The sequence below is a fragment of the Allobosea sp. 01N443 genome (assembly GCF_056399325.1).
Genome location: NZ_JBFTRC010000060.1, coordinates 22,228 through 41,612, shown reverse-complemented (window position 1 = coordinate 41,612; position 19,385 = coordinate 22,228). Strand labels below are relative to the sequence as shown.

Annotated in this window: 19 protein-coding genes and 1 pseudogene; 8 read left to right on the top strand and 12 right to left on the bottom strand. The window is 65.0% G+C overall.

Translation table 11 applies throughout. The features are described from left to right. Positions 1-122: 122 nt before the first annotated feature. Positions 123-374, bottom strand: a pseudogene (locus tag AC1DRP_RS16600) (winged helix-turn-helix transcriptional regulator); the annotation flags it as partial. A gap of 98 nt (positions 375-472) precedes the next feature. Here AC1DRP_RS16600 and AC1DRP_RS16595 point away from each other — a divergent pair. Then, a complete protein-coding gene (locus AC1DRP_RS16595; protein ID WP_441493517.1) occupies positions 473-1,486 on the top strand; it encodes a zinc-binding alcohol dehydrogenase family protein in 1,014 nt (337 codons plus the stop codon). A gap of 56 nt (positions 1,487-1,542) precedes the next feature. On the opposite strand, the gene AC1DRP_RS16590 is transcribed toward AC1DRP_RS16595, so the two are convergent. Both AC1DRP_RS16590 and AC1DRP_RS16585 read right to left on the bottom strand, forming a co-directional pair. Continuing rightward, positions 1,543-2,988, bottom strand: coding sequence for an aldehyde dehydrogenase family protein (locus AC1DRP_RS16590; protein WP_441506093.1), 1,446 nt, complete (start codon positions 2,986-2,988; stop codon positions 1,543-1,545). 208 nt (positions 2,989-3,196) lie between these two features. Continuing rightward, positions 3,197-3,349, bottom strand: coding sequence for a hypothetical protein (locus AC1DRP_RS16585; RefSeq protein ID WP_441490044.1), 153 nt, complete (start codon positions 3,347-3,349; stop codon positions 3,197-3,199). A gap of 213 nt (positions 3,350-3,562) precedes the next feature. Between AC1DRP_RS16585 and AC1DRP_RS16580 the strand changes: the two genes are divergently transcribed. Then, positions 3,563-4,051: a pyridoxamine 5'-phosphate oxidase family protein gene (locus AC1DRP_RS16580; RefSeq protein WP_441490045.1), complete on the top strand. Its 489-nt coding sequence runs from the start codon at positions 3,563-3,565 to the stop codon at positions 4,049-4,051. A 9-nt stretch (positions 4,052-4,060) separates the two neighbouring features. Here AC1DRP_RS16580 and AC1DRP_RS16575 read toward each other — a convergent pair whose 3' ends face one another. From AC1DRP_RS16575 to AC1DRP_RS16560, 4 genes are all read right to left on the bottom strand, one after another. Beyond that, on the bottom strand, positions 4,061-4,738 hold the full coding sequence (locus tag AC1DRP_RS16575) for a phosphatase PAP2 family protein (protein ID WP_441506092.1): 678 nt from the start codon (positions 4,736-4,738) through the stop codon (positions 4,061-4,063). 41 nt (positions 4,739-4,779) lie between these two features. Beyond that, on the bottom strand, positions 4,780-5,691 hold the full coding sequence (locus AC1DRP_RS16570) for a diacylglycerol/lipid kinase family protein (RefSeq protein WP_441506091.1): 912 nt from the start codon (positions 5,689-5,691) through the stop codon (positions 4,780-4,782). Between the two features lie 48 nt (positions 5,692-5,739). Further along, positions 5,740-6,633, bottom strand: coding sequence for a transglutaminase-like domain-containing protein (locus AC1DRP_RS16565; protein ID WP_476769013.1), 894 nt, complete (start codon positions 6,631-6,633; stop codon positions 5,740-5,742). 233 nt (positions 6,634-6,866) lie between these two features. Further along, positions 6,867-7,238, bottom strand: coding sequence for a PRC-barrel domain-containing protein (locus AC1DRP_RS16560; RefSeq protein ID WP_441479701.1), 372 nt, complete (start codon positions 7,236-7,238; stop codon positions 6,867-6,869). A 313-nt stretch (positions 7,239-7,551) separates the two neighbouring features. Between AC1DRP_RS16560 and AC1DRP_RS16555 the strand changes: the two genes are divergently transcribed. Next, complete coding sequence (locus tag AC1DRP_RS16555) at positions 7,552-7,815, top strand: glycine zipper domain-containing protein (protein ID WP_069877583.1); 264 nt, start codon at positions 7,552-7,554, stop codon at positions 7,813-7,815. A gap of 58 nt (positions 7,816-7,873) precedes the next feature. On the opposite strand, the gene AC1DRP_RS16550 is transcribed toward AC1DRP_RS16555, so the two are convergent. Both AC1DRP_RS16550 and AC1DRP_RS16545 read right to left on the bottom strand, forming a co-directional pair. Then, positions 7,874-8,623, bottom strand: a complete 750-nt coding sequence (locus AC1DRP_RS16550; protein WP_441490049.1) for a UTRA domain-containing protein — start codon at positions 8,621-8,623, stop codon at positions 7,874-7,876. Between the two features lie 17 nt (positions 8,624-8,640). Next, positions 8,641-10,008 carry a formimidoylglutamate deiminase gene (locus tag AC1DRP_RS16545; RefSeq protein WP_441506090.1) on the bottom strand — a complete coding sequence of 456 codons (1,368 nt, stop codon included), beginning with the start codon at positions 10,006-10,008 and terminating at the stop codon, positions 8,641-8,643. Positions 10,009-10,108: 100 nt separating this feature from the next. Here AC1DRP_RS16545 and hutI point away from each other — a divergent pair, with 100 nt between their 5' ends. The 5 genes from hutI to AC1DRP_RS16520 all read left to right on the top strand — a co-directional run bounded on the left by hutI (position 10,109) and on the right by AC1DRP_RS16520 (position 15,993). After that, positions 10,109-11,332 carry an imidazolonepropionase gene (hutI, locus tag AC1DRP_RS16540; protein ID WP_441490051.1) on the top strand — a complete coding sequence of 408 codons (1,224 nt, stop codon included), beginning with the start codon at positions 10,109-10,111 and terminating at the stop codon, positions 11,330-11,332. Further along, a complete protein-coding gene (gene hutH, locus AC1DRP_RS16535; protein ID WP_476769012.1) occupies positions 11,329-12,864 on the top strand; it encodes a histidine ammonia-lyase in 1,536 nt (511 codons plus the stop codon). The genes hutI and hutH overlap by 4 nt, the downstream gene beginning before the upstream one ends. After that, entirely contained in the window at positions 12,864-13,673 is an 810-nt protein-coding gene (hutG, locus tag AC1DRP_RS16530) for an N-formylglutamate deformylase (protein ID WP_441490053.1), read from the top strand. The genes hutH and hutG overlap by 1 nt, the downstream gene beginning before the upstream one ends. Before the next feature lie 62 nt (positions 13,674-13,735). Then, positions 13,736-15,403, top strand: a complete 1,668-nt coding sequence (gene hutU / locus AC1DRP_RS16525; RefSeq protein ID WP_441490054.1) for a urocanate hydratase — start codon at positions 13,736-13,738, stop codon at positions 15,401-15,403. A gap of 2 nt (positions 15,404-15,405) precedes the next feature. Beyond that, complete coding sequence (locus AC1DRP_RS16520) at positions 15,406-15,993, top strand: HutD/Ves family protein (RefSeq protein ID WP_476769011.1); 588 nt, start codon at positions 15,406-15,408, stop codon at positions 15,991-15,993. A 19-nt stretch (positions 15,994-16,012) separates the two neighbouring features. Here AC1DRP_RS16520 and AC1DRP_RS16515 read toward each other — a convergent pair whose 3' ends face one another. The 3 genes from AC1DRP_RS16515 to AC1DRP_RS16505 form a co-directional block, all read right to left on the bottom strand. After that, positions 16,013-17,083: a class I SAM-dependent methyltransferase gene (locus tag AC1DRP_RS16515; RefSeq protein WP_476769010.1), complete on the bottom strand. Its 1,071-nt coding sequence runs from the start codon at positions 17,081-17,083 to the stop codon at positions 16,013-16,015. A gap of 257 nt (positions 17,084-17,340) precedes the next feature. Then, on the bottom strand, positions 17,341-18,747 hold the full coding sequence (locus AC1DRP_RS16510; RefSeq protein WP_476769009.1) for a TRAP transporter large permease: 1,407 nt from the start codon (positions 18,745-18,747) through the stop codon (positions 17,341-17,343). Between the two features lie 3 nt (positions 18,748-18,750). After that, positions 18,751-19,335, bottom strand: a complete 585-nt coding sequence (locus tag AC1DRP_RS16505; protein ID WP_441490058.1) for a TRAP transporter small permease — start codon at positions 19,333-19,335, stop codon at positions 18,751-18,753. Between the last annotated feature and the right edge of the window lie 50 nt (positions 19,336-19,385).

The window sequence follows — 19,385 nt, the reverse complement described above, 5'->3', positions numbered from 1 at the left end:
GTCAAGATACTCGGGAAGCAGGACACCCTGCCGACGGTCTTCACTCTCAACGAAGCGCTTCATCTAAGCTCCCGGAGCATCACCTCCAGGAATCCTAGCCGACTCGGCTCTTTTCACACAGCCTCCACCCGAGGCGGCACTTCGGGATAGACGACGCGAATGATCAGGCCATCGGCCTCCAGCTCGCGCAGCTGATTGGTGAGCATGCGCTGGGTCACCTGCGGCATGCGCTTGCGGATCGCGTTGAAGCGCATCGTCCCKTCCATCAGGAAATAGAGGATGATGCCCTTCCACTTGCCGTCGATCAGGGCGAGCGTACTCTCGACCGGACAGCCCGGCAGGCAGTTCAGGGTCTTGTGGCGCGCCCGGCGCATGACGGTATCCTTTTCGATACTATATGCGAAAATTGTGCGTTCTTGCGATGAACGAGTGTATCTCTCATCTCAGAGCTCCCGCAATCAAGGAGCCCGCCATGCGCGCCATCGGCTATCGTAAATCCCTCGCCATTTCATCGGCCGAGGCCTTGCTCGATCTCGATCTGCCCGAACCTGTGGCAACCGGACGAGACCTTCTCGTTGCGGTGAAAGCCGTCTCGGTGAACCCGGTCGACACCAAGGTGCGTATGCGCAGTGAGCCGAAGCCTGGCGATACCAAGGTCCTCGGCTGGGACGCTGCCGGCATCGTCAAGGCGGTGGGGCCCGAGGTGACGGGCTTCAAACCGGGCGATGCGGTGTTCTATGCCGGGGCGATCGATCGCCCCGGCAGCAATGCCGAGTTCCATCTCGTCGATGAGCGCATCGTCGGGCCCAAGCCCACCACACTCGGCTTCGCCGAGGCCGCTGCGCTGCCGCTGACCGCGATCACCGCCTGGGAGACCCTGTTCGACCGGCTCAAGGTCAAGGATCCGGTGCCCGGCGCGGCCAAGGCGATCCTGATCATCGGCGGAGCCGGCGGTGTCGGCTCGATTGCGATCCAGCTCGCGCGTCAGCTGACCGATCTGACGGTGATCGCCACCGCCTCGCGCGCGGAGACGCAGGCCTGGGCGCTGGAACTCGGGGCCCATCACGTCGTCGACCATACACAACCGCTCGCCGCGCAGGTCACGGCACTGGGGATCGGCGCGCCGGGGCTGGTCTTCTCGACGACCCATACCGACACGCATATGCCGGCGATCCTCGAACTGATCGCACCGCAGGGGCGGATCGCACTGATCGACGATCCAAAGGCACTCGATGCCATGCCGCTCAAGAGCAAGAGCCTGTCGCTGCACTGGGAGATGATGTTCGCGCGCTCACTGTACCAGACGGCGGACATGCAGGCACAGGGCGATCTGCTGGCGGAAGTCTCGCGGCTTGTCGATGCCGGCAAGGTCCGGACCACGCTGAGCGAGAGTTTCGGGACGATCAACGCCGCCAATCTGAAGCGGGCGCATACCCTGATCGAGAGCCATCGCGCCAAGGGCAAGATCGTGCTGGAAGGTTTCTGAAACGAAGAAGGGCCGCGCCTTGCCGGCGCGGCCCTTCTGTCGGACATCAAGGGCGATCAGGCGAGCGTGTAGGCCGTCTTCACCGTGGTGTAGAATTCCCGGGCATAGGCGCCCTGCTCGCGCGGGCCGTAGCTCGAGCCCTTACGTCCGCCGAACGGCACGTGATAGTCGACGCCGGCGGTCGGCAGGTTGACCATCACCATGCCGGCCTCACTGTTGCGCTTGAAATGCGTCGCGTGCTTCAGCGAGGTCGTGCAGATGCCGGCGGCAAGGCCGAACTCGGTGTCATTGGCGATTGCCAGCGCCTCATCATAGTTCTTGGCGCGGATCACGCTCGCAACCGGACCAAAAACCTCTTCACGGGAGATGCGCATGGCATTGCTCGCCTCGGTGAACAGAGCCGGCTGCATGTAGAAGCCGGGGCTCTCGCGCTTAAGCACTTCGCCGCCCCAGGCGAGCTTGGCACCCTCGTCCTTGGCGATGGCGACGTATTTCAGGTCCTGGTCGAGCTGGCTCTGATCGACGACCGGGCCGATATGGGTGCCGGCCTTCAGGGCATCGTCGACGACGAGGCCCTTCATGCGCTCGATCGCAGCCTCGACGAAGCGATCATGGATGCCTTCGGTGACGATCAAGCGCGAGGAAGCCGTGCAACGCTGGCCGGTCGAGAAGAAGGCGCCGTTGACCGCGGTCTCGACCGCGAGCGTGAGATCGGCATCGTCCAGCACCACGAGCGGGTTCTTGCCGCCCATCTCGAGCTGAACCTTCTTCATCGGGTTGGAGGCGATGCAGGCCGCCGCAACCTTGCGGCCGGTCGAGACCGAGCCGGTGAAGCTGATCGCATGCACATCCTTGTGCTCGAGCAGCGCCTGCCCGACCACCGAACCGCGCCCCATGACGAGGTTCAGCACGCCCTTGGGCAGGCCGGCGCGCTGGATGATGTCGACCAGCGCCCAGGCCGAGCCCGGAACGAGATCGGCCGGCTTGATCACGACGCAGTTTCCATAGGCGAGCGCAGGGGCGATCTTCCAGCCCGGGATTGCGATCGGGAAGTTCCAGGGCGTGATCATGCCGATGATGCCGACCGGCTCGCGCGTGACCTCGACGCCGACGCCCGGGCGAATGGAAGGGATCGCCTCACCGGCAAGGCGCAGGCATTCGCCGGCGAAGAAAGCGAAGATCTGGCCGGCACGGGTCGCCTCGCCAATGCCTTCCGGCAGCGTCTTGCCCTCTTCCCGCGAAAGCAGGCGGCCAAGCTCCTCCTTGCGAGCGAGGATCTCGTCGGACGCCTTCTTCAGGATCTCGTAGCGCTCCTGCGGGGTCGTGCGGCTCCAGGCCGGAAACGCAGCCTTGGCAGCCGCGACGGCGTTGTTCAGGTCCTCGACCGAACCCTGGGCATATTCGCCGACAACGTCATTGGTGTTGGAGGGGTTGATGTTGCGCGAGGCGTTCGAGCCGCCCACCCGTTCACCGGCGATCAGGTTCTTGAAAATCTCAGTCATCGCAGCCTCTCGACCAGTCGGAAGAATTCTCGGAGCCGGTGTTAACGCCTTTGTCAGGCGAACGCCATTCGTCCCRGTCATGGCTCACCGGCGCGTCAATCCGCATACAGTATGCAGAGAGTTTCTGTCGAGACGATCGACGCGCCGAGGCCGGTGCGAGGGGGCCGGGGCGAGAGGGCCGGGCAGCCCGATCGCGGCGGGGGAGGGCTCACTTCTCCTTGATCGACAGCCCGTTCTTTCCGACCGAGATCTGGACACCATCCGGCTGCTTCTTCTCCTCGTAGAGGGCATAGCCGGTCACGGCGAGGCCAGCGACCAGAATGGCGACGAGCAGCAGAAGCGTATTGCGGGAGGTGAACATCAGCGATCCTGTGGTCCAGACACAGCGACGGGGCGGCAGCCGGTCAACGTTTCGCGAGCGCCTGCGGTTCCACCTCATCATTCCGTGATCGGCATTGCCTTGCGGCTGAAAGGCGTGAAGAGTTCCCGGAGCCCCGGCACTGAGGAACGGACGCCTCAAAGGCGCGTTCCCCCAATGACGAGGACGGCGGCGTGCATGGAAGGAGAGGCGACAATGGTCGAGACACCGCTCCAGCAACGAATTTGGACCGCCCTCACCGATCACACGATCTGCATGGTGTCGACCATCGTCCGCGGTCGGATCAGGACCCGGCCCATGTCGGGGCATGTCGATCGTGAAGAACACCGCATCCTGTTCGTCACGCACAGCCATACCGGGCCGGTCGAAGAGCTCGATGCCTCGCAAACCGCCTCGATCGCCCTGAGCGACGAGAACCACAATTTCTATGCGACGATCGAATGCCGAGCCGAACGGCTTGATGACAACCACCTGCTCAGGAGAATCTGGAGCCCGTTGGTTGGAGCCTGGTTCCCGAACGGCCCCGACGATCCGGATGTGACCTTGCTGGCCCTGACGCCGGTCTCGGCCGAGATCTGGGACGGTCCATCGAGTGCCGTCGTGATCGCCTTCAAGCTTGCCACGGCCAAGATCCTCGGGCGGGCGCCGGATCTCGGCGTCAACACCACGATCGATATGCGCTGAACCGGCGGATCAGCCGGCGGAAGGGGTGCGAGCACTGGCGGGCTCCGCCCTTGCCATGCCCTGTCCGGCAAGGGCGAGCGAAAGACTCGACCACGCGATGCCGAGGCACCAGCCGGCCAGCACGTCGCTTGGCCAATGGACGCCCAGATAGATCCGGCTCACGCCAATCAGCAGCATCAGGACCCAGGCCAGCCCGATGCTGAGCCGTGTGATATCCCGATGCCGGGACGCCAGTCCGATCAAACCGGCGATGCCGAGCAGAACAACCGCCGATAGAAAGGCATGACCGCTCGGAAAGCTCGCAGTGAAGACGATTGCACTCGGCTCGACGACATCGGGGCGCGCCCGGCCGATCCCGATCTTCAGAAGCGTGCTGACCAGCGTTGCCAGCACGACATTGACGACGAGTGCGACGGCAAGGCGTCGATAGCCGGCAAGCCAGAGAGCGAGCGTCGCGGCGAGGGTCATGAAACCAAGCCCGACGAAACTGCCGAGCCCGCTGATGTCCCGCATCATCTCGGGCAACCATTGCGGCCCGATCGGCGTGGCCGGATCCCCAGCTTGCCGGAACAGCAGGATGAGGCCGGTATCGAAGGCGAAGGTGCGGCCGGACATGATGAACAGCGCCAGGCTGAGAAAGGCGAAGGCGGCCGCCAGAGGGACAAGAATGCGGGGATGAAGCGGCATCGAAATCCTGAATGATGGCAATCGACCGGAGGAACGTGTCTCTAGCCGTGCGCCCGACCCGGGGGCACCCGGCAAGCGATGATGCGCACCGCCTTTGGCAGGAGGCGATAGCGGAGCTCGCCGGCCTTGCGCTCGACCTCGCCGTCAAAGGTGATGTGACCGCGCTTCTTGTCGCGACGCGTCAGCGTGACTTCGTCACCGGTATAGGAGGTCAGGTTCTGGGACGAGCGCCAGTGCCCGGATGCGACCGACAGCGCTGCCTTGGTGCGAGAGAGAAGGCCGCCCGCATTGAGGATATGAACCTCGAAGACGCCGCCATCGAGCTTGCTGCGACGCCATTCGGGCCCATCGAAACTATTGATGGTGACAAGAACGGCATCGGCCTCGACCTGGCGGCGCTCCTGGCCGATCCGGATGTCCACGGTGATCGCCCGGGTGAACAGGATGGAGCGCGTCGCAGCGACCGCAAAGGCGACCGCGCGGCTGAAGGGGAAGCGCCTGCGCGCATATTCACGCTCGCGCGCCATCAGGCTGAAGAAGCCCATTCCCGAGATCGAGTGGAACAGCCGGTCGTTGACGCGGCCGATGTCCATCGTCACCGGCACGCCCGTGCAGAGCGCCTCGATCTGGCCCTCCAGCGTCCCGATGAGGCCGAGATCCCGCCCAAGGATATTCACCGTCCCGAGCGGGAGAACCCCTACTGGCCGTCCGGCCTGCAGCAGGACCGGCAGCACGCCGTTGATCGTGCCGTCGCCACCGGCAATGACGGGGGTTGCCGCAGCATCGGCGATCGCCGTCGAAAGCGCATGATGCAACTCGCGCGGCGGCACGAGCCGGACCTCCGCCTTGCAATCATGAGCATGGAACGCGGCCTCGATCCTGGCCGCGAAGGCCTCGGGCCCTGCGGCCAGCACGGTTCCCGCCCGCGCATTGACGATCACGATATGGCGCATGACGCCCTGATATCATCCCATCCATGCCGGAGCCCAGGCCAAGGCATTTCACAATGCAGCGGCCCGCTCCGCGCGCCACTCAACACGGTCTTTCGTCACAATCATGGCAGTTGCCGCGTCTTCGACCTCTTCGGTCGTGACTTCGAAATGCTGAAGCGAATGGGCTCCGAAGGAATTGAGCATCGCGACGTCGGTCGCGTCACGCCCCCGGGCGATCACGATCCGGCCGATGCGGCGGGCATTGTGACGCGCATCGAAGGTGTACCAGCGACCACTGAGAAAGACCTCGAACCAGGCGTTGAAATCCATTGGGGCCGGGTCCTTCGGCACGCCGATATCGCCGAGATAGCCGTTGCAATAGCGGGCCGGGATATTGAGGCAGCGGCAGAGGGTCACGGCAAGGTGGGCGAAGTCGCGGCAGACGCCGATCCGTTCCTCGAAGGCCTCCGCCGCAGTGCGCGTGTTGCGCGCATAGGCATAGCCGAAGGTCAGGTGATTATGGACGAAATCGACGACGGCCTGGACACGCTGCCAGCCCGGAGGGATCTGGCCGAAGAGCTGCCAGGCGCGATCCCCGAGCTTGTCGGTTTCGCAGTACCGGCTGCCGAGCAGATAGATCAGCACCTCGTCGGTCAGCTCGGACGGTTGCGCTTGCCGCGCCGCCGGATTGAAAGGATCGGGCTCGCCGGAATCATGGAGAAGTCCCGCTGAACTCAGCCGGATCCCGCCCGCTGGGGCGACAAGCCGGCGGCAGATATTGCCGAACGGGTCGCGATAGCGCTCGACTGGAACATGGCGACGTGGATCGACCAGGGAGACCGCGGTCATATCGTCTTGGCGGATGACATCGTGCTGACGGGAAGGATGCACATCGAGCATCGTCAACAGCGGCAATTCCTGCTGAGAGACGAGTTCGATGCGATAGCCGTAACGGATCTGCATGAGGGGCTCCTGGCAGGAACTGGGCCGTCTCAACAGGCCGGCGGGCAGTCCCACACGTGCCGGCGATGACGGAAAGGCGCTGTCAGGATGACGCGCGATCAGCGAATTGGTTCCCGAAAAAGGGAAGGAGTCGGGCCTCCAAACGGAAGATGCGGGCCTTTCGGCCCGCATCCCGCCGTCACGACGGTTCGGCTGGGGGGATAGCAACCGCCGCGACCTGCAGCCGGCGGTGCCTACATCATCCAGTAGGGCATCGTGCCGTAGTAATCATGCACGCGCTTGCCGTAATTTCTGTCGTCCCAGTCGGGCTCGCCTTCGCTGTCATACATCGGCGCCGCCTCGAGCTTCTCCTTGGTAAGAGGCACGACATAGCCACCGCGATTGGTGTCGTAGTCGAGCACACTCCAGGGGATGGGATGGTATTTTTCACCCAAGCCGAGAAAGCCGCCGAAGGACATGATGGCGTAGGCGACCTTGCCGGTCTGCTTGTCGAGCATCACGTCATAGATCTCGCCGAGATGATCGCCCGACGCATTGTAGACGCTGGTTCCGGCGACACGTGCACCGGCAATGAGCGGGTTCCCCGTGGTGGCAGTTGCGGTCATTGGAGCCTCCATTGAACGGCTACGCGGTGGCTCGCACCGCAGTCTGCCGGATCAACGCCGGGGAATCCGGAAGGTTCCGGGCAAAAGCCGAACCACTCCACTCCCTGTGGAAGACAACCCTGGGTATCTCCGCTCCACATGGCGAAGCCATAAATGGAACATTAATCCTTTGTCATGGTTGCTATGTCGCGCGATGTTGGTTGCGTCGCCCGTTACGGATCGTGTCTCGATCCTTTCGGGTGCGTTTCCATATCGAATGGAGCGGTTCGGACTGTGCATTAGGCCTGTCGATTGCATCCTGGGAGTCAAGACAATGAAGAAGCTTCTCATCCTCGTCGCGGTCGCGGCCTCGCTCGGTGCCTGCACGCAGCGCGAGCAGAATACCGGAACGGGCGCCCTGATCGGCGCTGGCACGGGTGCACTGATTGGTGGCCTCGCCACCGGCCGCGCTGGTGGCGCGCTCGCGGGCGCTGCAATCGGCGGTGCTGGCGGCGCCATCATCGGCTCGGCCACTACACCTGACCGTGTCTGCTACGGTCGCGACGAATGGGGTCGCCGCGTTCGCTATGCCTGCTGAACCGTTCAGCAGCTGAAGATGGAAAGGCCCGCATTCGCGGGCCTTTTTCATGCGCCGCTCAGACCGCACCGTATGGGCCGAAGCGACCAATGAAGCGGTGGCGCCCGCCAGGATAGAGCAGGCGAACGGCCGTCACCGGCTGGTTCTGATTCCAGGTGCGGCGCTCGACGAGCAGGCATGGCTCGCCCTGCTCGATCTCCAGCAACCCCGACTCCCGTTCGCCCGCCGCCACCGCGCTGATCGCGTGCTCGGCCTGCGACCAGAGACTGTGTTGCAGCAACCAGTCGCCGGGAGGCGTCGTCTCGAATCGTTCGGCCGCGGCTGCGGGCACGGTCGCGAGATGAATCACCCGCTCCTCCAGCACATGCGGCTGCCCGCCGCTGCGATGCAGGGTCACGAGATGGGCCACCTGTTCCGAGCGCTTCAGTTCGAAGCGCGCAGCGACTTCAGGCGAAGGCCGTGCGTCCCGCCGCGACAGAATCTCGAAGGAATAGTCCTGCCCGAGCTGCCTTACCTCGTCGGGTATCGACAGGATGTCGAGCATGGCATGGCTTGCCGGCGGGTTCGCCACGATGGTGCCGGACCGCCGGCGCCGCGTGATCAACCCTTCGCGCGCCAGCTGCACCAAGGCGCGATGTACCGTCATGCGCGACGCGCCGAGCCGCTCCATCAGAGCGTGCTCCGGCGGCACCGCCGTTCCCGGAGGCCAGGCCCCATTCAGGACGAGATCCCGGATGGCACGGCGGATCTGGTCATAGACCGGGCCCGTGCCATCCAGCTTTACAGCCTCGATCCCGTTATCCGACATGACGACCCTTCAAGGACTCAGGCAAGCAGCCGACGCATCGTCGCGGCGAATCGGCTCGCGACAGCGGCGCGTGCGACATGGCGACCTTCGCTGACAACCTGCCGCCCGCCAACCAGGACATCGCGCAAGGGTAAGGCGTTGGCAGCGAAAATCGCGCTGTCGAGCACCGCCTCGCCACGCTTTCCGACCAAGGCAGGATGATCGGGATCGAGCGAGACGAGATCGGCGCGCTGGCCGACCGCAAGGCTTCCAATGGCACGGCCGCAGGCCTGCGCGCCGCCGACACAGGCCTTTGCCCAGAGTGCATGTCCCGTGGAGGCGTCGGCATCCGCCAGCAAGGCACGCCCGCGATCGCGCAGGCGCTGGGAGTATTCGAGTTGGCGCAGCTCGGCGCCGGCATCGATCTGGATGTTGGAATCGCTGCCGACACCGAAGGCCCCGCCAGCGGCCACGTAGCGCACGCCATCGAAGATGCCATCGCCCAGGCTAGACTCGGTGATCGGGCACAGTCCCGCGACAGCGCCGCTGCGCGCGATGGTGTCGCGCTCCGCATCCGTCAGATGGGTGGCGTGGATCAGGCACCAGCGCCTGTCCAACGCAATGCTGTCCGTCAGGAACTCGACCGGGCGACGCCCAGTGATCTTCAGGCTGTCCTCGATCTCGCGCATCTGTTCGGCGACATGGATGTGGATCGGTCCATCAGGCGCCAGGCCAAGCAGCCACTGCAGATCCTCAGGCGAGACGGCGCGCAGCGAATGCGGCGCGACGCCGAGCCGCGAATCCGGCAGAGCGCCGATCGCGACAGCGCTCGCCTCCATGAGCCGGGCAAAACTGTCGCGATTATTGATGAAGCGACGCTGGCCATGGCTCGGGGCCGCGCCGCCGAAATTGCCGAAACGATAGAGCACCGGCAGCAGGGTCAGGCCGATGCCGGTTTCCTCGGCTGCTGCCGCAACCGCCAGCGCCATCGCCGCGATATCGGCATGCGGCTGGCCGTCCTTGTCATGGTGCAGATAGTGGAACTCGGCGAGCGCGGTGAAGCCGCCCTCCAGCATTTCGACCATTGCCTGCGCCGCGATCGCCTGGACGTCGTCGGGATCAAGCCGGTCGAGGAAGCGATACATCACCTCGCGCCAGGTCCAGAACGAATCCGCCGTGGCGCCCCGCCGCTCAGACAGGCCCGCCATGCCGCGCTGGAACAGATGGCTGTGGAGGTTCGGCATGCCAGGCAGCGTCAGCCCGGCCAGGTGCAGGGCACCGGCCGGAGCAACCTCTCCCACGCTCATGGAGGTGATTGTCCCCTCCGCGATCGTGAGCGTCACGTTGTCGGCAAAGCCCTCCGGCAAGAGTGCCTGGGCGAGATGCAGGGTCGGGTATTGTGTCACGCTGGCTCCTCGCTCGATTTGCATATGCAAATGACACTTGCTAATTGCATATGCAATTGTCTAGCATAGTCGGATCGCAAACGAAGTCGAGAGGATGCGGATGGCCGCGGAACCTTCCCACTGCGACAGGATCTGGGTGAATGCCCGCCTCGCGACCATGGCGCCCGGCGCCGGCCAGCCCTATGGCGCAGTCGAAGACGGGGTCGTAGCGGCCCGCGACGGCCGCATCGTCTTTGCCGGCCCGCGCAGCGAGGCACCAACCCTGGACGCGCGCGAAACCGTCGACTGCGGCGGACGCTGGATCACACCGGGCCTGATCGATTGCCATACCCATCTCGTCTATGGCGGAGATCGGGCACATGAGTTCGAGCTCAGGCTGCAGGGCGCGAGCTATGAGGAAATCGCACGCGCCGGCGGCGGCATCCTCTCCACCGTCAAGGCCACGCGCGCTGCCAGCGAGGCCGAGCTCTTCGCCAGCGCCGACCGGCGCCTGGGCGCCTTGATCGCTGAAGGCGTCACGACCGTCGAAATCAAGTCGGGCTACGGGCTCGAACAGCAGGCCGAGCTGAAGCAGCTTGCGGTCGCACGGCAGCTCGGTCGCGAACGGCCTGTCACCGTCCGCACCACTTTCCTTGCCGCCCATGCCGTTCCGCCGGAGTTCACCGGCCGCTCCGGCGACTATGTCGACCAGATCACCGGGCCGATGCTCGACGCCGTGACCGCGCAGGATCTTGCCGACGCAGTCGACGTGTTCTGCGAGGGCATTGCCTTCTCGCCCGAGGAAACGGCCAGGGTATTTACCGCAGCCAGGGCCAAGGGGCTGCCGGTCAAGATCCATGCCGAACAGCTTTCCAATCTCGGCGGCGCCGCACTCGCGGCCGAACATGGCGCACTCTCGGCCGACCATCTCGAATATCTCGACGAGGCGGGCGTGATCGCCATGGCCCGGTCCGGAACGGTCGCCGTCATCCTGCCGGGCGCCTTCTACTTCCTGCGCGAGACGCAGAAGCCGCCGATCGACCTGCTCCGCAAGCATGGCGTTGCAATTGCGCTCGCGACCGACGCCAATCCCGGATCCTCGCCGCTGACCTCGCCGCTGCTGGTCCTCAACATGGCCTGCACGCTCTTCCGGCTGACACCCGAAGAGGCGCTGGCCGGGCTGACGCGCCATGCCGCCAAGGCGCTCGGCCTGCAGGACGAGATCGGCACGCTCGAGGCCGGCAAGCGCTGCGACCTCGCCATCTGGGAGATCGAGCGCCCCGCCGAACTCGCCTACCGCATCGGCTTCAACCCGCTTCACTCCCGCATCTGGAACGGCCAATGACCGCAACATTCTCCCTGAAGCCGGGCGAGGCCGCCCTGAAGCAATGGCGCGCCGTGATTGACGGCACCGCAGCCAAGCTGGATGGCGCAAGCGGGGCAGCGATCGCCTCCGCCCAAGCGATCGTCGACGATATCGTCGCCGCCGGAACCGTGACCTATGGCGTCAATACCGGCTTCGGCAAGCTCGCCAGCGTGCGCATCGCCGATGCCGACCTGGCAACCCTGCAGCGCAACCTGATCCTCTCCCATGCCGTCGGCACTGGCCCTGCCCTGCCGGACCGGATCGTGCGCCTGATCCTCGCCATGAAGGCCGCGAGCCTGGCGCGCGGGGCCTCCGGCGTACGCCCCGTCGTGGTCGAGGCGCTGGTCGGCGCGCTCGCCTCCGAGGCGCTTCCGGTCGTTCCCGCCAAGGGCTCGGTCGGCGCGTCCGGCGATCTTGCGCCGCTTGCCCATCTCACCGCGGCGCTGATGGGCGTCGGCGAGATCAGGCTGAAGGGCGAGACGCTTCCCGCAGGGGATGCCCTGGCCCGGATCGGCCAGAAGCCGCTCGAACTTGGGGCCAAGGAGGGTCTTGCGCTGATCAACGGCACGCAGGTCTCGACCGCGATCGCGCTGACGGCGCTCAGCGACATCGCCCGCGTCTTCGATGCGGCGCTGGTCACTGGCGCACTCTCCGTGGATGCGCTGAAGGGCTCCGACACGCCGTTCGACCCTCGCATCCAGGCGCTGCGCGGCCAGCCCGGCCAGATCCGGGTCGCGCAAACATTGCTCGCGCTGATCGCGAAGAGCGAAATCCGCGACAGCCATCGCTTCGGCGATACCAAGGTCCAGGATCCTTACTCCCTGCGCTGCCAGCCGCAGGTGATGGGGGCCGTGCGCGACCTCCTCGCCAATGCCGCCGCAACGCTTGCGATCGAGGCCAACGCGGTCACCGACAACCCGCTGGTGCTGGGGCCGGGCGAAATCGTCTCGGGCGGCAACTTCCACGCGGAGCCCGTCGCCTTCGCCGCCGACATCCTCGCCATGGGGCTGTGCGAGATCGGCAACCTGTCCGAGCGGCGCATGGCGCTGCTGGTTGACCCCGTGATGAGCGGCCTGCCTCCCTTCCTGGCCCGCGATGCCGGGCTGAACTCCGGCTTCATGATTGCGCAGGTCACGGCAGCCGCGCTGGCATCGGAGAACAAGCAGAAGGCCTATCCCGCCTCGGTCGACACGATCCCGACCTCTGCCAATCAGGAAGACCATGTCTCGATGGCGACGCATGGCGCCTATCGCCTGCTCGACATGGCCCGGAACACGGCCAGCATCATCGGCGTCGAGCTGATGGCCGCGGCGGAAGCGATCGAGCATCATCGCCCGATGAAGACGAGCCCGCGGCTGGAGCCGGTTCTGGCCCTGGTCCGGCAGCGTATCGCGCCGCTCGACGCGGACCGCTACCTTGCCCCCGACCTTGYGGCGGCGACAGAGCTGGTGCTCAGCGGCGCGATCAGCGATGCCGCCGGGCTCGACAGCTTCGCGGAGTTCTCGGCGTGATGAGCATGAACCCTTCCGAGATCGTCAACGTCACGCAAGGCGCCGGTCCGCTGGTCCTGTCGATGCCGCATCCCGGCACTGGCTTGCCGGAGGAGGTGAAGGTGGCGCTGAACGAGACGGGTCGTTCCGTGCCCGACACCGACTGGCATATGCGCCAGCTCTATGCGTTTGCCGAGCGCTTCGCACCGACRATCGTCGAGGCCGGGCTGTCGCGCTATGTCATCGACCTCAACCGCGATCCGTCCGGCGTATCGCTCTACCCCGGACAGGCGACGACGGAACTCGTGCCGACCACGACCTTCGACGGCGAGCCGATCTGGGCAAAGGCGCCCGACGAGGCCGAGATCGCGCGCCGTCGCGCCGCCTATTTCCAGCCCTATCACGACGCACTCGCAGCCGAGATCGAACGGGCCAAGGCCGCGCATGGTTTCTGTCTGCTCTGGGACTGCCACTCCATCAAGTCGGTCATTCCACGCCTGTTCCCGGGCACGCTGCCGCTGCTCAATCTCGGCACCAATTCCGGTGCGAGCTGCGCACCTTCGGTCCAGCACGCGGCCGATGCAGCGCTTGCCGGCTCGGGCTTCAGCCATGTCAGCAATGGCCGCTTCAAGGGCGGCTGGATCACCCGGCATTACGGCCAGCCGGCGCGGGATGTGCACGCGATCCAGATGGAAATCTCGCTGAGCGGCTATCTCACCGAGGAGACGCCGCCCTGGCGCTTYGACACGCCTAGGGCCGCCCAACTGCAAACCGCCCTCTCCGCCATCATCGAAGCCGCGCTCGAAGCGGCCAGAAAGCTGAAACCCTGACCCTGATCGGGCGGAAACAACGCATTCCGCATGTCCCGATCACGGTTTGAACGGAGCCATTCATGACCCGCATCGACAATAGCCGCGTCATCCGCAGCCCCAGGGGCAGCGAGCTCTCCGCCAAGAGCTGGCTGACCGAAGCGCCGCTGCGCATGCTGATGAACAATCTCGACCCCGACGTCGCCGAGAAGCCGGGCGAGCTCGTGGTCTATGGCGGCATCGGCCGCGCTGCCCGGACCTGGGAAGATTTCGACCGGATCGTCGGCGCGCTGCGCTCGCTCGAGGCCGACGAAACGCTGCTGGTGCAGTCCGGCAAGCCCGTCGGCGTGTTCCGCACCCATGCGGATGCACCGCGCGTGCTGATCGCCAATTCGAACCTCGTGCCGGCCTACGCGAACTGGGAGCATTTTCACGAGCTCGATAAGGCGGGGCTGATGATGTACGGCCAGATGACCGCGGGGTCCTGGATCTATATCGGCACGCAGGGCATCGTTCAGGGCACTTACGAAACCTTCGTCGAGGTCGGCCGCCAGCATTATGGCGGCAGCCTCAAGGGCAAGTGGATCCTGACCGGCGGTCTCGGCGGCATGGGTGGGGCCCAGCCGCTCGCCGCGACGATGGCCGGGGCCTCGATGATCGCCATCGAGTGCAAGCCCTCCAGCATCGAGTTCCGGCTGCGCACCGGCTATCTCGACGAGAAGGCCGACAGTGTCGACGAGGCGCTGGAGATCATCAAGCGCGCCCATGCGGCCGGCAAGGCCGTCTCGGTCGGTGTGCTCGGCAATGCGGCGGAAGTCTTCCCCGACATGGTCAGGCGCGGCATCCGCCCGGATGTCGTCACCGACCAGACCTCGGCCCATGACCCTCTGAACGGCTATCTGCCGGCCGGCTGGACGCTCGAGCAGTGGGAAGAGCGCAAGGAGCGCGATCCTGCCGGTACGATCGAGGCCGCCAAGAAATCGATGGCCGTGCATGTCCGCGCCATGCTGGATTTCCAGCAGATGGGCGTGCCGACGCTCGATTACGGCAATAATATCCGCCAGATGGCGAAGGATATGGGTGTCGACAACGCCTTCGATTTCCCCGGCTTCGTTCCGGCCTATATTCGCCCGCTGTTCTGCCGCGGCGTGGGCCCGTTCCGCTGGGCTGCGCTCTCAGGCGATCCGGAGGACATCTATCGCACGGACCAGCGCGTGAAGGAGCTGATGCCGGACGATCACCATCTGCATAACTGGCTCGACATGGCGCGCGAGCGCATCAAGTTCCAGGGCCTGCCGGCACGGATCTGCTGGGTCGGCCTCGGCGACCGGCACCGGCTCGGCCTGGCCTTCAACGAGATGGTGGCCAAGGGCGAGCTCAAGGCGCCGGTGGTGATCGGCCGCGACCACCTCGATTCGGGTTCGGTCGCTTCGCCGAACCGCGAGACGGAAGCGATGAAGGACGGTTCGGACGCCGTCTCCGATTGGCCACTGCTGAACGCGCTGCTCAACACTGCCGGCGGCGCGACCTGGGTCTCGCTTCACCATGGTGGCGGCGTCGGCATGGGCTATTCGCAGCATTCGGGCGTCGTCATCGTCGCCGACGGCACCCCGGAGGCGGCAAAGCGGCTGGAGCGCGTCCTTTGGAATGACCCGGCGACCGGCGTGATGCGTCATGCCGATGCCGGCTACGAGATCGCGATCGACTGCGCCAAGGCAAAGGGCCTGAAGCTGCCGGGCATTCTCGGCTGATCATGCGCATCATCCGCRCCAGCGCGTGCCGCACCATGCCGTGGAAGAACGGCGGCGGCACCACGACGGAGATCGCAGCGCATCCGCCCGGCGCCTCGTTGGACGGCTTCGACTGGCGGATCTCCATGGCCCATGTCGGGTCGGACGGCCCCTTCTCCGTTTTTCCCGGCATCGACAGGACCTTGTCGGTGCTGACGGGCCGGGGAATCGTCCTCGCCTTCGGCGAGGGCGAAAGCAAACGCCTCGAGCGGTCCACCGAGCCCTATCCGTTCGCGGCCGACAGGCCGGTCGAGGGGCAATTGGTGGACGGGCCGATCGACGACCTCAACGTGATGACCCGCCGCGGTCGCTGGCTGCACAAGGTAACGCGCTTCAGTGGCACTGGCCCGTTCCAGCTCGACCAGACGGGAGAACTCGTGGTCCTGGTCGCTCGCTCCGATGGCTGGACGATAGCGCGGCCCCCGCACCGGGAAATCCTAGCCACCGGGGACAGTGCCCTGCTGGAATCGGTCGAAGGCGTCGTCCTGACGAATCCTCACGACTCCGGCGAGATCTTCGCGATCGTGCTGTCGGCCGCTCCGCAGATCTGACGCGCGGCCGACGCTCCGATCATGCCTCCATGTAACTGCGCGTCATCGGCAAGGTGTCGAGCCGCTTAGCGAGCTGGAGCTGGAAGACGACAAGGCCATCGTGGCGGAAACTCGCTTCCGAAGCCGCCAGATAGAACTCCCACATCCGCGCGAAGCGCTCGTCATACATGTCCACCGCCTCCTTGCGCCGAGCGAGGAATCGCTCGCGCCAGGCCTTCAGCGTCTCGGCATAGTGAAGGCGCAGCACCTCGACATCAGTGATGATCAGGCCCTCGCGTTCGATTGCCGCCGTGATTTCCGACATGGCGGGAATGTAGCCGCCGGGGAAGATGTATTTGGCGATGAAAGGGTTCGTCGCACCTGGGGGCGTGGTGCGACCGATCGTGTGAATGAGCGCAGCACCGTTATCCGTGAGCAGCTCCGTAATCTTGCGAAAATAGGCACGGTAATAGCCCACGCCGACATGCTCGAACATACCGACCGAGACGATGCGGTCGAAGGGTTCCGCTAGCATGCGGTAATCCTGGAACTGGAAATCGACCGGCAGCCCCTCGGCGGCAGCCCGCTCCTGCGCGACGGAAAGGTGCTCCCGCGAGAGGGTGATGCCCTTCACCGAGGCACCGGTCTCGCGCGCGATGCTCAAGCCCAGACCGCCCCAGCCCGACCCGATATCGAGGACGCGCTGGCCCGGCTCGATCGCCAGCTTGGCGATGATGTGGTGCTTCTTGGCCGCCTGTGCGTCCACGAGCGAAATGTCCGGGCTCGGAAAGTAGGCGCAGGAATACTGCAGGTCTTCGTCGAGGAAGAGCCGGAAGAACTCGGTCCTGAGGTCATAGTGATGGGCGACGTTGCGTCTCGCCCAAGCCAGATTGTTGTTCTGGGTGATGCGCCTGATCGCCGTGCGGAATTGCGTGAGAGGTCGCGTCCACGCGGTCAGTTCCTGTCGCGATGCGCCGGCGATCAGAATGTCGAGAAGGTCGTAGAGACTGCCACGCTCGACGACGACACGCCCGTCCATCACCGCCTCGCCAAGAGCAAGCTCTGGATTCAGCGCCAGTTTCAACTCGGTCGGCCGGTCGAGAATACGCATCGTCGGCCCAGGACTTCTCCCGGCGCCGACGGAGCGCTGGGATCCGTCGGCGAAGACAACATCGAGCCGGGATTTCCCCACCAGCCGAGACAACATCGATTCAATGAGCGCGCGCAAGGACGTCACTCCGTCAGCGAACTCCCCTTCGCCAAAAAAATGGCAATGGAGCCCCTTCAGTGCAACACCTTCAACCTGGGAGTGCAACAGGGGCCTGACTTCAGTGCATGGCGGCGGAGGCTCGGCTCCGCCGCCGAATATTACCGCAACATCCCCATCGTTCGCGGCAGCCACAGCGTCAACTCGGGAATGAAGGTGATGGCGAAGAGCGCCAGGAAGAGCGGCACCAGCCAGGGCAGGATCGCCATGGTGGTCTGCTCGACCGAGAGTTTCGCCACCCGCGAAAGCACGAAGAGCACCATGCCGAGCGGCGGATGCAGCAGGCCGATCATCAGGTTCAGCGTCATGATCAACCCGAAATGGATCGGGTCGACGCCGAGCTTGAGGGCGATCGGCAGCAGGATCGGCACCACGATGGTGATCGCCGCAATGGTGTCGAGGAAGCAGCCGATGAAGAGCAGCAGCAGATTGACCAGGATCAGGAAGACCCATTTGTTCTGGGTCAGCCCGAGGATCAGGTCGGACAGGATCTGCGCCGTGCTCGAGACCGTCAGCAGCCAGGCGAAGATCGAGGCGGCTGTGACGATGAAGAGGACGGAAGCGGTCGTCTCGATCGTGTCGAAGGTCGCCTTGGTGAGTGTGCGCAGCGTCATCGAGCGATAGCGGACAAGGCCGAGGAAGAGCGACCAGATCACCGCCGCAGCGGCGGCCTCCGTCGGCGTGAACCAGCCCAGCGTCATGCCGCCGATCAGGATGACCGGCGTCATCAGTGCCATCACCGCCGAGAAGTCGAAATAGTAGTCGAGCGCCAGCAGGGCGACGAGCGCGAGCCCGATCGCGACATTCTCCGACAGGCCTGCCCAGACGAGCAGATAAGCCAGGACCGGGAAGCCAAGCACGACCAGAACCTCGATCCCGGCCGAGCCGATCTGGCGCAGCGAGAATTTGGCGTCGGAGCCCCAGCCGCGCATGCGGGCGAAGACGGCGACCGTGCCCATCATGAACAGCGTCATCACCACGCCGGGAATGACACCGCCAAGGAAAAGTGCACCGATCGAGGTGTTCGACATCATGCCGTAGATGACGAAGGGCAGTGAAGGCGGAATGATCGGCCCGAGCGTCGCCGAGGCCGCCGTCACGCCGACGGCAACATCCATGGGATAGCCATGGTCCTTCATGGCCTTGATCTCGATCGTGCCGATGCCCGCGGCATCCGCGATCGCCGTGCCCGACATGCCCGAGAAGATCACCGAGCCGATGATGTTGACCTGGGCTAGGCCGCCGCGCATCCAACCGACAAGCGCGACCGCGAAGGCATAGATGCGACCGGTGACGCCGGCGATGTTCATCAGATTGCCGGCAAGGATGAAGAACGGCACCGCCAGCAGCGGGAAACTCTCGACGCCGGCGATCATCCGCTGCGCCATGATGACATCGGGCACAGTGCCGGAAATGACGATGAAGGCGAGAGAGGCGACGGCCATGGAGATGGCCACCGGCACGCCGAGGATCATCAGGCYGAGGAAGGTTCCGAGCAGGATGAGCATGCCTCAGGCCTCCGAGCCGTCGAAGGCCGAAGGCCGTTCCAGCACGGAATAGCCGCGTCGTGCATTCTGCCAGGCGACCTGGATCGAGCGCAGCGTCATCAGAGCGAAGGCAATGACGACGGCATTGAAGACGATCGACTTCGGAAACTGGATCGTCGTCATCATCTCATCGGGGATGAGCGACGCATATTTGTACATGAGCCAGGTGGCGTAGCCGAAGAAGACGATCCGCAAGAGATCGACGCCCGTCGACAGGATCCGCCCCATGCCGGGCGACAGGTAGCGGTAGATGAAATCGACCTGGATGTGGCGCGAGGCCCGCACGCACATCGAGGCGCCGAGGAAGACGACGACGATCAGCGCGTAGATCGCGATCTCTTCCGTCCAGGCGTAGGAATCGTTCAGGACATAGCGCGTGAAGAACTGCAGCACGACGCAACCGACCATCAGCCAGAAGGCGGCGAGCGTCACCCAGTCCTCGACGCCATAGCCGCTCAGATCGGCAGGCGGTGGCGCCTCGTCGAAGACATGCGCGATTTCCTCGCTGGTGACGGGGATGTGGATCTCCTGCGGGGTCTCGCTCGACATCGACGGCCTCGGCTCGGCGTGAGGACAAAAAAGGGCCGGTCAAAGACCGG

What these genes read in the sequence shown, in the direction of transcription:
- AC1DRP_RS16595 (WP_441493517.1), top strand. Translation starts at nt 473, where the DNA reads ATGCGCGCCATCGGCTATCGTAAATCCCTCGCCATTTCATCGGCCGAG.
- AC1DRP_RS16590 (WP_441506093.1), bottom strand. Translation starts at nt 2,988, where the DNA reads ATGACTGAGATTTTCAAGAACCTGATCGCCGGTGAACGGGTGGGCGGC.
- AC1DRP_RS16585 (WP_441490044.1), bottom strand. Translation starts at nt 3,349, where the DNA reads ATGTTCACCTCCCGCAATACGCTTCTGCTGCTCGTCGCCATTCTGGTC.
- AC1DRP_RS16580 (WP_441490045.1), top strand. Translation starts at nt 3,563, where the DNA reads ATGGTCGAGACACCGCTCCAGCAACGAATTTGGACCGCCCTCACCGAT.
- AC1DRP_RS16575 (WP_441506092.1), bottom strand. Translation starts at nt 4,738, where the DNA reads ATGCCGCTTCATCCCCGCATTCTTGTCCCTCTGGCGGCCGCCTTCGCC.
- AC1DRP_RS16570 (WP_441506091.1), bottom strand. Translation starts at nt 5,691, where the DNA reads ATGCGCCATATCGTGATCGTCAATGCGCGGGCGGGAACCGTGCTGGCC.
- AC1DRP_RS16565 (WP_476769013.1), bottom strand. Translation starts at nt 6,633, where the DNA reads ATGCAGATCCGTTACGGCTATCGCATCGAACTCGTCTCTCAGCAGGAA.
- AC1DRP_RS16560 (WP_441479701.1), bottom strand. Translation starts at nt 7,238, where the DNA reads ATGACCGCAACTGCCACCACGGGGAACCCGCTCATTGCCGGTGCACGT.
- AC1DRP_RS16555 (WP_069877583.1), top strand. Translation starts at nt 7,552, where the DNA reads ATGAAGAAGCTTCTCATCCTCGTCGCGGTCGCGGCCTCGCTCGGTGCC.
- AC1DRP_RS16550 (WP_441490049.1), bottom strand. Translation starts at nt 8,623, where the DNA reads ATGTCGGATAACGGGATCGAGGCTGTAAAGCTGGATGGCACGGGCCCG.
- hutI (WP_441490051.1), top strand. Translation starts at nt 10,109, where the DNA reads ATGGCCGCGGAACCTTCCCACTGCGACAGGATCTGGGTGAATGCCCGC.
- hutU (WP_441490054.1), top strand. Translation starts at nt 13,736, where the DNA reads ATGACCCGCATCGACAATAGCCGCGTCATCCGCAGCCCCAGGGGCAGC.
- AC1DRP_RS16515 (WP_476769010.1), bottom strand. Translation starts at nt 17,083, where the DNA reads ATGCGTATTCTCGACCGGCCGACCGAGTTGAAACTGGCGCTGAATCCA.
- AC1DRP_RS16505 (WP_441490058.1), bottom strand. Translation starts at nt 19,335, where the DNA reads ATGTCGAGCGAGACCCCGCAGGAGATCCACATCCCCGTCACCAGCGAG.